Raw genomic sequence first — 14,513 nt, 5'->3', positions numbered from 1 at the left:
GGAGGTGCCATGATGGGGAATCAGTTCAATGAGATCATGCAGAAGCTGCGGGCGCAGCGTGTGAGAGCGCGGCGCTATACGGCGATGCTGCTGGTGCTTGCGATGCTGACATCACTCTCGGTCAGCTGGCGGCTGCATCAGGTGGGCACGGCGCTGACCACCGACAACGAATATAGCTGCGGCATGGAGGAGCACGTCCACACCGACGAATGCTATACCGAGGAGCTGGTCTGCGGTTACGAGGAAGGCCAGCCGGAAGACCCGGACTCCGCCTTTTCCGTGGACTCGGAGCCGACCACGGAAGAACCGGAAGCCGAGCCGGAAGACCCGGAGCCGGAAGAGATCGGACCGGAGGTGCACCACCACACGGCGGACTGCTACGAGACCGTGCTTGTTGAGCACAAGGAACTGACCTGCGGCCAAGAAGAACATACCCACGATGATACCTGCCCGGTTGATCCCGATACAGGTGACTTCCTCTGCGGCTTTGAGGAGCACACCCACACGGACGACTGCTTCACCACCGAGACGGAGACCGAGGAAAAACTCATCTGCGGTTACGAAGAGGGCCAAGTGCTCTCGGACGGTACGGCAGCGGAGGACGGCATTGCGGCGCTGGAAGATACCAACACCGCCACGTCTGTGGCGGAGGACAGCAGCAGCGAGGCCGTTTCCGAGCCGGTGCTCCATCACCACACCGAGGCGTGCTATGAGAAGGTGCTGACCTGCACCATCCCCGAACACACGCACACGCTGGAGTGCCTTGCGGACTATAGCGCCGACGTGGAGACCGACGACGACTGGGAAAAATACAGCGTCGGCCTGAGCGATAACTGGAACGAGGCCCTGCTGGCCGTGGCAAAGGAGCAGCTTGGCTACAAGGAAAGCGAAAAGAACTTCCAGACCGACGAGGCACTGGGCGACATCATCGACGTCCACCATTACACCCGCTACGGTGCGTTCTACGGGAACCCCTACGCCGATTGGGACGTCGCGTTCATCGCGTTCTGCCAGCATTATGCGGGCATCCCTAAGACGGAGATCCCGCAGCGCTTGGGCTTGGAGGCGCTGCGCGCCGATATGGATGCCATGGGCTTTGCCTACCTCACCGAGGGCGAAGATGCGGCTTACGAAGCCATCCCCGGCGATGTGGTCACCTATAATAAAAACGGAACTGCCGACGACGAGACCATCGGCATCGTGGAGACGGTAGGCGACGATTCGCTGACCGTTATTTCTGGTGCCGTCGAGGGCGCTGTCGCGGAAGTGACCGTTCCCTTCACCGATGTCACCAGCACCATCCTCGTGGATCAGGCTTACGGCAACTACGTGGGCGAGGCCGACGACCGCGACGGCAGCCATGACGATGAGATCGCAGTGCAGCCGGCAGGGGAAACGGATGCGGCGGCGGTGGATGCGAGCGAAGGTGACATTTTTAACACTGATCCACCAGCGGTCAATTTGAATGATTCAACAGTTCAGAAAAATTTGAACCTGACCTTCACGCTCCAATATAAGCCGGATGGAAACAACTGGGAAGAGGTTCCTAATGGTTTAACGATTCAGGAGGGCACGGAAGTTTGCCTTGTCTTGAATATGGCAAAGGTGCCGGAGGGCACCTTTCATAAGAATGCCACGAACGGCAACAAGGCTTACTATCAACTTCCTTATAAGCTGGCCAAGCCGGTAACGGAAAATATTTACGATGAAGACGACGCGAACAAAGTCATTGGCCGCCTGAACGTGAATACAGAGGGTCTGGCGGTTATTACCTTTGACGATGGTGTGGAAGGTTTTGATTATACGAAGACTTTCAAGGCGAACATCTTTGTCAGTGGCTATATCGTTGCAAGCGGTACCGGCACCACTGAAGAAATCAAGATCTCGGACGATACGCACTTCATCCTGAAAAAGAATAGCGATATCAAAACGGATAAAACGGCTGCGGCGGAAGTCGTGGAGAAAGGCGGCAAGACCTACTTCAAGTATACGGTCAAAGTATCGTCGAAGAACGGCACCGCCGGGCAGCCGGTCACGATCGATGATGTGATCACGAATCTTTATAATTTGACCGGCAGCTATGATGAAAACTCTTTCACGCTGACGAAAAATGGGACGGACTCCGTAAGCTTGAACGGGAGAATTACGTTTGCAAAAAATTCTGAGGGTAAGGATACTTTTGAAATCAAAGACCTTGATGCGCTTGGCAAGGACGATTATTACGAGTTGACGTATCTTTATGAAGTCAGCCATTCAGGCAAATTTGATGATGCGTGGGGTAATGTCAAAAACACCGCAAAGGCAACGTCGGGAGAGAATGAGTCGTCCGATGATGCAGAGAAAGCGCTCAGCAGGGAAGACATTACGGTTGAGAAGACCGGTGCAATTGTGGGAAATGATCAGATGTATGGCAAAATCACGTGGACGGTTACGATCAATAACCCCAATGGCCGCGATTTGAAGGACTATGTAGTTAAGGATGACCTTAAAACCAGCGGAATCACCATCCGTGCGGGAGACAAGGTTAAGATTAAAGAATCGACGGATTCGAATACCTTCCATGACTTCGAAGTTGCTGGCAACAAGCAGTATGGTATGATAAATGAGGGGCATACAGGCTTTACCTATACATTCCCCGAAGGTTCGACGGGAAAAAAATATCAGTTTACTTACTATACCACCATGCCGGATGGAAAGGGCGGAATCACGGATGTTAAAAATGGGGTGGATGTAAAGAAAGGGGAGAAAACATACCCTGCCGAGGGCACCGCGTCAAACGCGGTGCGAACGAGGAACCTGCTGAAGAACTCCAGCGGCAATCTGGAAACGGTCACCACCGGTAAAATGCAGGAAAAAAAGTGGAATATTGCAGTCCGCACGGAGGCATCGGTGGGCAAGAAGAGTTCGTTCACGGTAACGGATACATTCCTGACACCGACCATTGATGGTAAAACAGCATCAACTCTGAAGCACTATGCCGTCAAGGGCACATTGGATCAGGAACTGAAAAATAGCATTAAGTTTTACTGGGTCAGAGGGGAAGAGTCCAACAAGGCTTCGTACAGCGACCTTACAAAATCGGAATTCAGTGGCGTAAACATCAACATTGCATATTACAAGGCTAACGGAGAAGTGGCAACGGAGGATGCCGATGAAGTGACGTCCTTCAAAATTACGGTTGACTGGACGAACGCCACGGATAAAGACCTTGTGATTACCCAGTTGAATGCGGAATCTTATTCTTCCTATGTGGAAGATGTGAGTTCGCTGAACGCTGGCGAAACGCTTACGGTGACCAATCAGATCGCATACGGAGGCGATCACAAAGAGGCAACGTCCAGCTACACCAAACCGGCGGCGGGCAAGGCAGAACTGAAAAAGTATGCTTGCGATAATGCGGATCACGGTTTCTCGGAGAATGCAACAGTCGAGTATGGAAAAATCATCTGGTTCAAACTGATTTTGAAAAATGTAACAGATGACACCGTAACGGTGACCGACACCTTGCCGAAGGGACTCAAGTATGAAAACTTTGTTGCGTCCAATGACACGGGCTGGAAGTGTTCGTACTATGTTGGATTCTCGAAGGATACAAAAAGCGGCGTGAATGAAACATCGGATTTGTTCCCGTTGAGTGGTCAGAGCAACATGGGCGATGCTAACCGCCAAGGTCAGGGCTATCTTACGCTGAACTACACTCCGTATCAAAAGAATCAGGAACAGAAGCTGACTTTTACGTTGAAAAACCTAACAGAGGCGCAGAAAAATAATCCGAAAGGGTACAATATTGCCATCATTTTCGGCGTCCGAGTGGACGATGACAGATGGGACGACATCAATTTTACCCAAGATACTTATCCAAACACTGCGACATGGAACAAGGGCAGTAAGGATGCGCAAGCCGATGTTACGGTACAACGCACGAATTTCGGCTTGTCGAAGACTGTCCAAGAAAGCAATAATAATAAGAAGGCCGCAACCTATACCGTTGAGATCAACAAAGACGGCAAGCAGTGGCTGTCCACGCTGGGCGGTGAGCTGGAGCTGCACGATACCCTGACGATCCCCGCCAAGATCGATGCCGAGATCAACCGGCAGAGCGTCAAGCTGGAGAAATATGTCAATGGGGTGTTGACGGATGTGAAAGCAACCGACCTGCGGCGCTTTACCCTTGAGCCGATGCAGACCGATGGAACGAACAAAGTCTATAAGATGACGTTTGCCGTCCCGGATGGCTGCTACTATAAGCTGACGTATGAGTACCGCTTCCTCGTAGGCGATAGCAGTCTGGGAGACCAGCAGTTCCATATCAGCAACAAGGTGGATATGTTCGGGCACGGTGAAACCAACAACAATTACTACTATAATTATGTACGAGGCGGCGGCACCGCTTCGCAGACCAATACCAACACCCTGCAATTGCTCAAGGTGGAACGGAACAAGTACAATAACACCTTGCCGGGTGCAACGTTCACACTGACCCATTGGGACGGCAGCAAGTGGAGTGAGGCCGATGGTAACTACACGACAGATACAGACGGCCAGATTCTGTTCCGGTACACGGATCAGGTGAAAGAAAATGTTGTAAATGTCGACCGAGGCGTACTCTACAAGCTCGAAGAGACTACGCCCCCCAGCGGCTACATCGGCGACAGCACCCCCCACTATTTCCTGATGCTGGCGGCAAACCAGACGAAGGGTGACGCAGCAATCACTACGGCTATGCAGGGTTCCGGCGTTGCAGAATCGCAGATCACCTTCGTTGCAGCCAACCAGACGGAACAGATGAACGTTGAAAATACTGCCAAGCAGATCACCATCCGCAAGGTGTGGCAGGATGCAAACGGTAGGGAGGAGAAAAATGTCGACCATGAGCCCATTACGGTTAAGCTGACCCGTTACGGTGCGAATGGCCAAAAAGACGAGGGTTGGTCGGCCGACATCACCCTCTCGTCGGGTAACAACTGGACGTATACCTACCCGGATACCTCGAAGACGGTTGACCCCGATGAACCCTTGAAAGACGGCTACACCTACGCCGTGGAAGAGACAAACAAACCGGATAACTACAATGTTTCCTATACTGACCAGTATGGCAACGAACAGCATACCGGCTTTACCAGCGGCGATACCGTGGTCATCAAGAATATGCAAAAGTCCGGCTGGCTGAAGGTCGAAAAGAAGTGGCTGGATGTGGACGGGAAGACTGCGCTGAAAGGCATAGAACTGCCGGAGAGCATCACGGTTCAGCTTTATAAGGTGAACGATTCTGGTGTTGGCGAGAAGGTCGAGGGTAAAACCTTAGAACTGAACGCTGGCAACAACTGGAAGGGCCAATTCACCGGTTTGGAGGAAGACGCACAGTATTACGTCGTTGAGGAACCGCCGGTTGCGGGCTTTAAGGTGACGTACAGCCACACGAGCGCACCCACCGGTTCTACTGTGACGGTCACCAACACGAAGAAGCGCACCGAAACGACGCTGGATGTCGTGAAGAAGTGGCAGGATTCGGATGGTAGCTCGCTGACGGAGAATCTGCCGGCTGAGATTACGCTGATCCTTTATGAAAAGGGTACAAATCAGGAAAAGACCCGTGGGAAGGTAAAACCGGATGCCGAGGGCAACTGGAAGTATACCTTCACCGACCTTGACCCCAATGCCCAGTATTACGTTGTCGAGGACACTGTGGGTGGTTACACGGTGAGCTACTCCAGCGATGTTGAAAACCCGGCAGTGCCCGGTGCCACCATCACCGTGATCAACCGCAAGAATGCCCCCGGCTACGAACTCCCGGCGACCGGTTCCACCGGTACGGCCCCGTACACCACCGCCGGTGCGGTGCTGATGGGTGCCGCGCTGGTGGGTGGATACCGCAGAAAACGCAGACAGGAAAGGAGGGGCGAGTGACCCTCCCGCCCCTGCGGGCGGAGCGCAGATCACCACAAGAAGCACAGATTTTGGGATTGCTTGGAAGCAAAAAGAAGCAAATTGGAAATGGATTTATTTCACAAGGAGACGATGAAAATGAAACACATGAAGAGATTCGTGGCGCTGTTTGCCGCGCTGGCTCTCGTGCTGGCGATGGCAGCCCCGGCGTTTGCGGATGAAGGCACCACTCCCGCGACGGCAACCGGCAGCATTACGATCAGTAATGCAATTCCGGGAACGGAATACAAGGCTTATAAGATGTTTGAGTTGAGCTACAATCCGGAAGAGGGAACAAGGCCCGCAGCTTATACATATAAGGTTGTGGACAAGTGGGCTGAATTCTTCAAAACAGGGGCTGGCAAAAATTACATCACCGTGGATGACACGACTGGTTATGTAAAGACAGCCAGCTTTGAGGCAAACTCTACAAAGGCAGCTGACTTTGCAAAAGCGGCGTTGGCATATGCAACGACTAGTAAGATTGATGCAACGAAAACGGAGACTGCGAGTTCGGCTGCGGAAGGTGCAACGACTGTTACTGTGACGATGTCTGGTCTGGAGCTTGGCTACTATCTGGTCGATACCAACGCGGGTGCTTTGTGCAGTTTGGGCACGACGGACTATACGGCAGAAATCAAAGAAAAGAATGAAGTCCCTTCTGTTGTGAAGAAGACCAAAGTTGACAACGAAGACTGGGCGGATGAAAATTATCAGCAGATTGGCAAGGTTGTAGAGTTTAAGACCACGATTCACGCCAAGAAGGGCGCGCAGAAGTACGTTTTGCATGATACCATGACGGACGGTCTGACGTTTAATGGAAACGTTCAGGTGAAAGTTGGCAACGCTAATTTGATCGAAAATACTGATTACACGTTCACAACGAATCCGGGTGATGGCTGTGCATTCCATGTGGCATTGACGGACGACTACTGCAACGGCATTACCGGCGATAAGGATATTGAGGTTTACTACTCCGCAACGGTCAACAAGAAAGCAGTTAAGACGAGCGGCGAAACAAATGAAACTTGGCTGGATTATGGTGAGAGCCACGAGACTACTAAGGACAGCACAACGACTAAAACTTACCAGTTTGACCTTGTGAAGTACACCAAAGTCGATGGCACAAAGCATTTGCTGGATGGCGCTGAGTTTAAGCTGTATGAAGATGAAGGCAAAACTGCTGCGGTAAAGTTTGTATACGATGACACTACCAAAACCTATCGTGTGGCAGATTCCAGTGAAACGGGCAATGAAACGATTAAGGTTAAGGGTGGTAAAGTTACCCTTACGGGCCTGAAGAAGAAGACGTATTATCTTGAAGAGACTCAGGAGCCGCAGGGTTACAACAAACTGAATGAGTTACAGACCGTCAACTTGGGCGAAAACGGTTTTGAACCGAAGGCATCGGTTGACACGACGAATAAGACCTACACGAGCGGTGGTTATGGCGTCGAAAACAACGCTGGCACCACCCTGCCCACGACCGGCGGCATCGGCACCACGATCTTCTATTTGATCGGCGGCGGGCTGATGGTTGCAGCGGCCGTGCTGCTCATCGCGAAGAAGCGGATGGAAAACAAGTAAAACCAACCGGGAGCCGGCCGCTCCCCCGAAATAAGAGGGCATCTGCCCCGAACATATCCTTATAACATTAGGGAGTAGCCCATGAAAAAGAATCGCAGCAACATCATTTTAATATTGATCTTTCTCGTGGGTCTATCCGTGATGTTATATCCGACCGTCAGTGACTATGTCAACCAGAAAAACCAGTCGCGCGCTGTGGCGAGCTACTCGGAAGAGGTTGAAAACCTGTCGGACGTGGACTATCAGGCCTATTTTGACGCCGCCGCCGACTACAACCGGCGGCTGGCCGAAACGCCCGATGCCTTTTACCGGCCCGAAGAGGTGAGCGGCTACACCGACACCCTCGACGTCTCCGGTACCGGCATCATGGGGTACATCACCATCCCCAAGATCGGCGTGGAGCTGCCCGTCTACCACGGCACCAGCGACGGCGTTTTGCAGGTGGCGGCGGGCCATCTGGAGGGTAGCAGCCTTCCGGTGGGCGGCGCGGGCACCCACGCCGTCATCTCGGCCCACCGCGGGCTGCCCAGCGCCAAGCTCTTTACCAATCTGGATGAGCTGGAAGCGGGCGATACCTTCACCATCACGGTGCTGGACCGGGTGCTGACCTATGAGGTCGATCAGATCTCCATCGTCCTGCCCACCGAGACCGATCTTTTGCAGCCGGTGGAGGGCAAGGACTACGTCACCCTGATGACCTGCACCCCCTACGGCATCAACACCCACCGCCTTCTGGTGCGCGGCAAGCGGATCGAGAACGCGGAAAACCAGAAACACATCCGCGTAACGGCGGACGCGCTCCGCATCGAGCCCATTATCGTGGCCCCGGCACTGGCTGTGCCCATGCTGCTGGTGATGCTGGTGGTCATGCTGGCCGTGCCGCATCTGCGCAAACGCAAAAATCAGCGAGAGGAGAACCATCATGAAGAGCATCCGTAAACGGCTGGCCGCTGTGCTTGCGGCGCTGACCCTGTTGGTGTGGTGCGCGGCTCCGGCCTTTGCCCTCGAAGTGGTCGATCTGAGCCGCACCGGTTCCATCAAGGTGTCGCTCTACGACAGCGAAACATCCGAGGCGGTGGGCGGTGGCACGCTGACCCTGTACCGCGTGGCCAAGGTCCAAAAGGACAACGCCAACCTAAGCTTTGTGTACACCAACGGCTTCGAGGACTGTGGCGTGGAGCTGGGGGATCTGTCGGAGGGGGAGCTGGCGGGCCGGCTTGCCGAGAAGATCGCCGCCACTGCCGAGTCCACTACCGTGGAGATCAGCGACCTCGGCGTAGCCGAGTTCGGCGACCTTGAGGTGGGCCTGTATCTGGTCGTTCAGACCACGGCGGCGGAGAATTACAACGTCATCAACCCGTTCCTTGTGTCGGTCCCTATTCAGGAGAACGGCAGCTACGTCTACGATGTGGACGCCCTGCCCAAGGTCGGCACTGCGGCCAAGAAGACCCCCGAACCCCCCGACAAGCCGGACACGCCCGACAAACCCGACACCCCAGATACCCCCGATACCCCCGACAAGCCGGAGGAGGAGAACCCGAATACCCCGGTGGCTCCCGGCCCGGACAACCCGGACGGCTGGGTCCTCGGTGCCCACGGTGAGAAGATCTACCTGAACCCGGAAGCCCCCAGCCCGGACAACCCCAACGGCTATGTCATGGGCGCTCACGGTCTGCCCCAGACCGGCCAGTTGAATTGGCCGATCCCGGTGCTGGCAGTGACCGGCGTGGTGCTGGTGGCGGCGGGGATCAAGCTCAAGAAGGGAACCCGCAAGGATGAAAAGTAAGCTGGGCACCCTCTTTATTGCGCTGGGCGTGCTGGCGCTGCTGGGGGCTGCGGGCCTCTTCGGCTACAACCAGTGGGACAATGCCCGCGCCGAGAAGGCGGCGGATGCCGTGCTGAACCAGTTGGAAGAGACCCTTGAGCAGCCCAAGACCATCCTGCCCGGCGAGAGCGAAGCGGAGTCGGCCACCGCCGAAGAGCCCGCCGAGGAAGAAGCGGACGGTATGACCGTCACCTTTATTGACGGCTACGATTACATCGGCTATGTCTCCATCCCGTCCATCGGGCTGGCGCTGCCGGTGATGAAGCAGTGGAGCTATCCCGGCCTGAAGATCGCGCCGGGGCGGTATGCCGGCTCCCTTGCCGCCGACGATCTGGTGGTGGCGGGCCACAACTACGCCCGCCATTTCAGCCCCATCAAGCACTTGGCCGTCGGCACCGAGGTGCTGTTCGTGGACATGGACGGCAAAACGTGGCACTACGAGGTCAGTGCGGGGGAGATCCTGCAGCCGACCCAGATCGAGAAGATGACCGTCAAGTCCTCCGGCGACGACTGGGACTTGACCCTTTTCACCTGCACCACCGGCGGTCAGGCGCGGTATGCGCTGCGCTGCGTCCGCACCGACAAGTAGATCAGATCCAAAATGTACTCGCTTTCCCGCTGGAAGGCGAGTATTTTTGTGTTATCCGACTGGGAAAGGGGATCGCACATGGAAGATTGGGTCCGCAGTTTGTTTGGGCTGGCCGGTGGGCTGGCGCTGTTTTTATACGGCATGACGACCATGAGCCGGGCTTTGCAGCAAGCGGCGGGGGAGCGGCTGCGGGGCTTTCTGCGCCGGGTCACCCGCACGCCCCTGACCGGGGCGCTGGCGGGGCTGGCTGTCACCAGCATTTTACAGAGCAGCTCGGCCACCACCGTAATGGTCATCGGCTTCGTCAGCGCCGGGCTGATGGGGCTGCCACAGGCGGTGGCCGTGGTGTTCGGGGCCAATGTGGGCACCACTATGACGGCGCAGCTGGTGGCCTTTCGGCTGGAGGACTGGGTGTTCCCCCTGCTGTTCATCGGGGTGCTGGTCTGGTCGCTGGCCCGGCGGGAGCCGACCCGGCAGCTGGGGCTGGCGGTGTTCGGCTTCGGGCTGCTGTTCAACGGCATCGAAGTCATGTCCGGTGCCATGGCTCCGCTGGCGGTCAGCCCGGTGTTTCTGCGGTGGATGGCCGAGGTGCGCCGGGCCCCGCTGCTGGGCCTTGCGCTGGGCACAGGGATGACGCTGGTGGTGCAGAGCAGTTCGGCCACCATCGCGGTACTCCAGCGGGCAGCCCAACAGGCCGGGCCGGACGGCATCCACAGCGTGCTGGGGCTGGCGGGGGCCCTGCCCATCCTGCTGGGGGACAACATCGGCACCACCATTACCGCCATCCTTGCGGCGCTCGGCCAGCCGCAGGATGCCAAGCGCACCGCCGCTGCCCACTGCTGCTTCAATATGTCGGGGAGCGTGGTCTGTCTGCTGGCCCTGCCGTGGATGACAAAGCTCGTGGAGGCTGTTTCCCCCAAAGGGCCGGAGCTGGAGATCATTGCGCGGCAGATCGCCAACGCCCACACCCTGTTCAATGCGGCGTGCACGCTGGTCTGGCTGCCGCTGACGCCGGTGATGGTGAAGCTGGTCTGCAAGCTGGTGCCGGAGCAGGAAAGCTCCGGCGGGGAACGTTAATAATCGCGGTTTTTCTGCAAAGAAAGCCGTTTGTCCATTGACAAGGCTTCGCGGCCCGTCGTATACTTACAGTGTCTTGTAAAACCCGCCGCATTGCGCGGACAAGAAAGAGGAGCGAAAGAAAATGAAAAACAACAACAGCAACATCAAACCGGTAGTCGCCGTCGGTATCGGCGCCGCATTGTTCTTTGTTCTGGGCCGCTTCGTGGCGATTCCCAGCCCGGTGCCCAACACCAACATCAGTCTGCAGTACGCCGTTCTGGCCCTGTTGGCTGCCATGTACGGTCCCGTGGCGGGCGGCCTGATCGGCTTCATCGGCCACACCCTGATCGATCTGTCTTGGGGCGGCAGTCCGTGGTGGAGCTGGGTCATCGCATCGGCCTTCGTAGGCGTTGTGGTCGGCCTGTTCGCCAAGAAGCTGGACCTGCAGGAAGGCGAGTTCGGCAAGAAGCAGATGGCAGCCTTCACCGCCGCCAACATCGTGGCACACCTGCTGGCATGGGTCGTGGTTGCCCCTGTGCTGGACATCCTGATCTACGCCGAGCCGGTCAAGAAGGTCTTCGCGCAGGGTGCGTTCGCCGCTATCTCCAACATCATCACCGCAGTGGTGGTGGGCGGTCTGCTGGTGCTGGCCTATACCAAGACCATCGCCAAGAAGGGCTCGCTCGATCAGGAGTGATTTTTGGATGGAACCCGCAGCCTTTCCTTCGGCCATCCCGGAGGAAGGGCTTTTTGTTTGAACAGCTGAGGTAACGTACCCATGGCAGAACGCAGAGAACCCATTATATCGTTCCAGAATTTTTCGTTCCAGTACCGCGCCCAGAAGCGCCCGACGCTGACCGGCATCGATCTGGACATCTACCCCGGTGAGCGGGTGCTCATTGCGGGCCCCTCCGGCAGCGGCAAAAGCACGCTGGCGGGCTGCATCAACGGGCTGAACCCCTTCGCAAACCCCGGCGAGTGCACCGGCACCCTGACCGTGGACGGCGTGGACGCCCCCCACAGCAGCATTTTTGAGCTGTCGGCCCATGTGGGCACCGTCCTGCAGGACCCGGACGGCCAGTTCATCGGCCTGACGGTGGGCGAGGATATCGCCTTTGCGCTGGAAAACAGCTGTATGCCGCAGGACGAGATGCACGCCGTCACCCGCCGCGCCGCCAAGCTGGTGGGCATTGAGAACCACCTCGGCTATGCGCCCCACGAGCTTTCCGGCGGGCAGAAGCAGCGGGTCGGCCTTGCGGGCGTCATGGTAGATCAGGTCAGGATCCTCCTCTTCGATGAGCCGCTGGCCAACCTCGACCCCGCTACCGGCAAACAGGCCATTGAGCTGATCGACGAAATCCAGCAAAAGACCGACACCACCGTGCTTATCATCGAGCACCGGCTGGAAGATGTGCTCTGGCGGAACGTGGACCGCATCGTCCTCGTCAACGAGGGGAAGATTCTGGCCGACTTGCGCCCGGATGAACTGCTTTCCACTTCGCTGCTGGCCGAAAACGGTATCCGCGAGCCGCTCTACCTTACGGCGCTGCGGTATGCGGGCGTGGCCATCACGCCGGAAAAGCGCCCTGCCCATGTGGACAGCCTTGTGCTGAACGAGGCCGATACGGCGGCACTGAAGCAGTGGTTCACCGCCTACCCGCAGCCGGAACCGGCGGCGGCCCCGGTCCCCCTGCTGGAAGTGCGGGATCTGAGCTTTGGCTACCAGAAGGGCCAGCCAACCCTGAAGCATGTCGGCTTCACCATCGGCAAGGGCGAGATGGTCAGCATCGTGGGCCGGAACGGCGCGGGCAAATCCACGCTGTCCAAGCTCATCTGCGGCTTCGAGACGCCGGATGCGGGTGAGATCTTCCTGAACGGAAACCCGCTGGCAGGGGAGAACATCCGCAGCCGCGCCAAGCACATCGGCTACGTGATGCAGAACCCGAACCAGATGATCTCCAAGACCATGATCTACGACGAAGTGGCGCTGGGTTTGCAGCGCTCCGGCCTGACGGAAGCGCAGATCCGGGAAAAGGTCGAGCAGACGCTGAAAATCTGCGGTCTGTATCCCTTCCGCAACTGGCCGGTGTCGGCGCTGAGCTTCGGCCAGAAAAAGCGGGTGACCATCGCCAGTGTGCTGGCGCTGGACCCGGAGCTGATTTTGCTGGACGAGCCGACCGCCGGGCAGGATTTCCGCCACTATACCGACATCATGGAGTTTTTGCGCGGCCTGAACGCGCAGGGCGTCACGGTGGTCATGATCACCCACGACATGCACCTGATGCTCGAATACACCCAGCGTGCCCTCGTCTTCTGCGATGGTGAGCTGATCGCGGACCGGAGCGCGGCAGGCGTTCTGTGCGACCCGGCCCTCATCGAACGGGCCGCGCTGAAGGAGACCAGCCTTTATACGCTGGCCAACCGCTGCGGCATCGAGCCCGCGCAGGAATTTGTGGAGCGCTTCATCGCGCAGGACAGGGAGGTGCGAGAAAATGGCCGCTAAAACGGTGCTGAATTATCTCCCGCGGGAAAGTGTCGTCCATAAGCTGACGGGCACCACCAAGCTGGCGTTTTTCCTGCTGTTTACCTTTGCCAGCATGATCACCTACAACACCTATGTGCTGCTGGTGCTGCTGGCGGTCAGCTTGGCGGCGTTCAAGCTGAGCAGGATCAAATTCCGCGAAGTGCGGTTCATGCTGGTCTTCATGCTGGTGTTCCTGCTGCTGAACAACTTCTTCATCTTTTTGTTCGACCCCGATCAGGGCACGACCCTCTACGGCACCCGCACGGTGCTCTGCCACCTGTTCTGGCGGTATGACCTGACGGCGGAGCAACTGTTCTATATGTGCAACATCTCGCTGAAGTATTTCGTGGCCCTGCCGGTGGCCATCCTCTTCATCTCGGCCACCGACCCCAGCGAGTTTGCGGCCAGCCTGAACAGCATCGGCATCTCGTATAAGGTGGGCTACTCGGTGGCCATAGCGCTGCGGTATATCCCAGACATCCAGCGGGACTACCACAGCATCAGTCAGGCCCAACAGGCCCGCGGCGTGGAACTGGGCAAGAAGGAACCTTTCTTCAAACGGCTCAAAAATTCCGTAAACATCCTGCTGCCCCTGATCCTGACCAGCCTGAACCGCATCGACACCATCTCCAACGCCATGGAGCTGCGGGGCTTTGGCAAAAAGAGCAAGCGCACATGGTACACCCAGCGCCCCTTCGTCCGCCGCGATTTCATCGCGCTGGGGCTGGGCGCTGCGCTGCTGCTGCTCAGCCTGACCGTGACCCTCCGCTTCGGGCGGTTCTATAACCCGTTCGTCTGATCTTTTCCTAGGTTCGGTAAGGAACTTCCCAATAAAGAAAAACCAACAACACCCCCACCTGCGCAGGTGGGGGTGTTGTTCACATGAGGGAGACAAAAGAAAACCACTGCACGAACATTGTGCAGTGGTTTTTGGTGGAGAATAGCGGGATCGAACCGCTGACCTCTTGCATGCCATGCAAGCGCTCTCCCAGCTGAGCTAATCC

At 56.9% G+C, this 14,513-nt stretch carries 9 protein-coding genes; all 9 read left to right on the top strand.

Translation table 11 applies throughout. The annotated features are described in order from the left end of the window. Positions 1-9 precede the first annotated feature (9 nt). On the top strand, positions 10-5,907 hold the full coding sequence (locus C4N23_RS10080) for a Cna B-type domain-containing protein (protein ID WP_112145799.1): 5,898 nt from the start codon (positions 10-12) through the stop codon (positions 5,905-5,907). A 117-nt stretch (positions 5,908-6,024) separates the two neighbouring features. Continuing rightward, on the top strand, positions 6,025-7,512 hold the full coding sequence (locus C4N23_RS10075) for a SpaH/EbpB family LPXTG-anchored major pilin (protein ID WP_181567112.1): 1,488 nt from the start codon (positions 6,025-6,027) through the stop codon (positions 7,510-7,512). Between the two features lie 81 nt (positions 7,513-7,593). Beyond that, complete coding sequence (locus C4N23_RS10070; protein WP_112145795.1) at positions 7,594-8,451, top strand: class C sortase; 858 nt, start codon at positions 7,594-7,596, stop codon at positions 8,449-8,451. After that, positions 8,435-9,298: a SpaA isopeptide-forming pilin-related protein gene (locus C4N23_RS10065; RefSeq protein WP_112145793.1), complete on the top strand. Its 864-nt coding sequence runs from the start codon at positions 8,435-8,437 to the stop codon at positions 9,296-9,298. The genes C4N23_RS10070 and C4N23_RS10065 overlap by 17 nt, the downstream gene beginning before the upstream one ends. Beyond that, on the top strand, positions 9,288-9,926 hold the full coding sequence (locus C4N23_RS10060; protein WP_112145791.1) for a sortase: 639 nt from the start codon (positions 9,288-9,290) through the stop codon (positions 9,924-9,926). Before C4N23_RS10065 ends, C4N23_RS10060 begins: the two co-directional genes overlap by 11 nt. Positions 9,927-10,004: 78 nt before the next feature. Next, positions 10,005-11,003 (top strand): Na/Pi cotransporter family protein, encoded by a 999-nt coding sequence (locus C4N23_RS10055; RefSeq protein ID WP_112145789.1) that lies wholly within the window; start codon positions 10,005-10,007, stop codon positions 11,001-11,003. A 124-nt stretch (positions 11,004-11,127) separates the two neighbouring features. Further along, on the top strand, positions 11,128-11,682 hold the full coding sequence (locus C4N23_RS10050; protein ID WP_112145787.1) for an ECF-type riboflavin transporter substrate-binding protein: 555 nt from the start codon (positions 11,128-11,130) through the stop codon (positions 11,680-11,682). An 81-nt stretch (positions 11,683-11,763) separates the two neighbouring features. Further along, entirely contained in the window at positions 11,764-13,488 is a 1,725-nt protein-coding gene (locus tag C4N23_RS10045; protein WP_055190377.1) for an ABC transporter ATP-binding protein, read from the top strand. Next, positions 13,478-14,308, top strand: a complete 831-nt coding sequence (locus C4N23_RS10040) for an energy-coupling factor transporter transmembrane component T family protein (protein ID WP_055190379.1) — start codon at positions 13,478-13,480, stop codon at positions 14,306-14,308. The genes C4N23_RS10045 and C4N23_RS10040 overlap by 11 nt, the downstream gene beginning before the upstream one ends. Positions 14,309-14,513: the final 205 nt, after the last annotated feature.

This window comes from Faecalibacterium hattorii (assembly GCF_003287455.1).
In the GTDB taxonomy this organism is placed as follows: Bacteria; Bacillota; Clostridia; order Oscillospirales; family Ruminococcaceae; genus Faecalibacterium; species Faecalibacterium hattorii.
The sequence above is the reverse complement of the archived record's forward strand: the minus strand, read 5'-3'. Positions and strand labels throughout refer to the sequence as shown.

Bases quoted from the DNA above. Each gene is read 5' to 3' on its own strand.
- C4N23_RS10070 (WP_112145795.1), top strand. From the start codon at position 7,594: ATGAAAAAGAATCGCAGCAACATCATTTTAATATTGATCTTTCTCGTG.
- C4N23_RS10080 (WP_112145799.1), top strand. From the start codon at position 10: ATGATGGGGAATCAGTTCAATGAGATCATGCAGAAGCTGCGGGCGCAG.
- C4N23_RS10060 (WP_112145791.1), top strand. From the start codon at position 9,288: ATGAAAAGTAAGCTGGGCACCCTCTTTATTGCGCTGGGCGTGCTGGCG.
- C4N23_RS10065 (WP_112145793.1), top strand. From the start codon at position 8,435: ATGAAGAGCATCCGTAAACGGCTGGCCGCTGTGCTTGCGGCGCTGACC.
- C4N23_RS10045 (WP_055190377.1), top strand. From the start codon at position 11,764: ATGGCAGAACGCAGAGAACCCATTATATCGTTCCAGAATTTTTCGTTC.
- C4N23_RS10050 (WP_112145787.1), top strand. From the start codon at position 11,128: ATGAAAAACAACAACAGCAACATCAAACCGGTAGTCGCCGTCGGTATC.
- C4N23_RS10075 (WP_181567112.1), top strand. From the start codon at position 6,025: ATGAAACACATGAAGAGATTCGTGGCGCTGTTTGCCGCGCTGGCTCTC.
- C4N23_RS10040 (WP_055190379.1), top strand. From the start codon at position 13,478: ATGGCCGCTAAAACGGTGCTGAATTATCTCCCGCGGGAAAGTGTCGTC.
- C4N23_RS10055 (WP_112145789.1), top strand. From the start codon at position 10,005: ATGGAAGATTGGGTCCGCAGTTTGTTTGGGCTGGCCGGTGGGCTGGCG.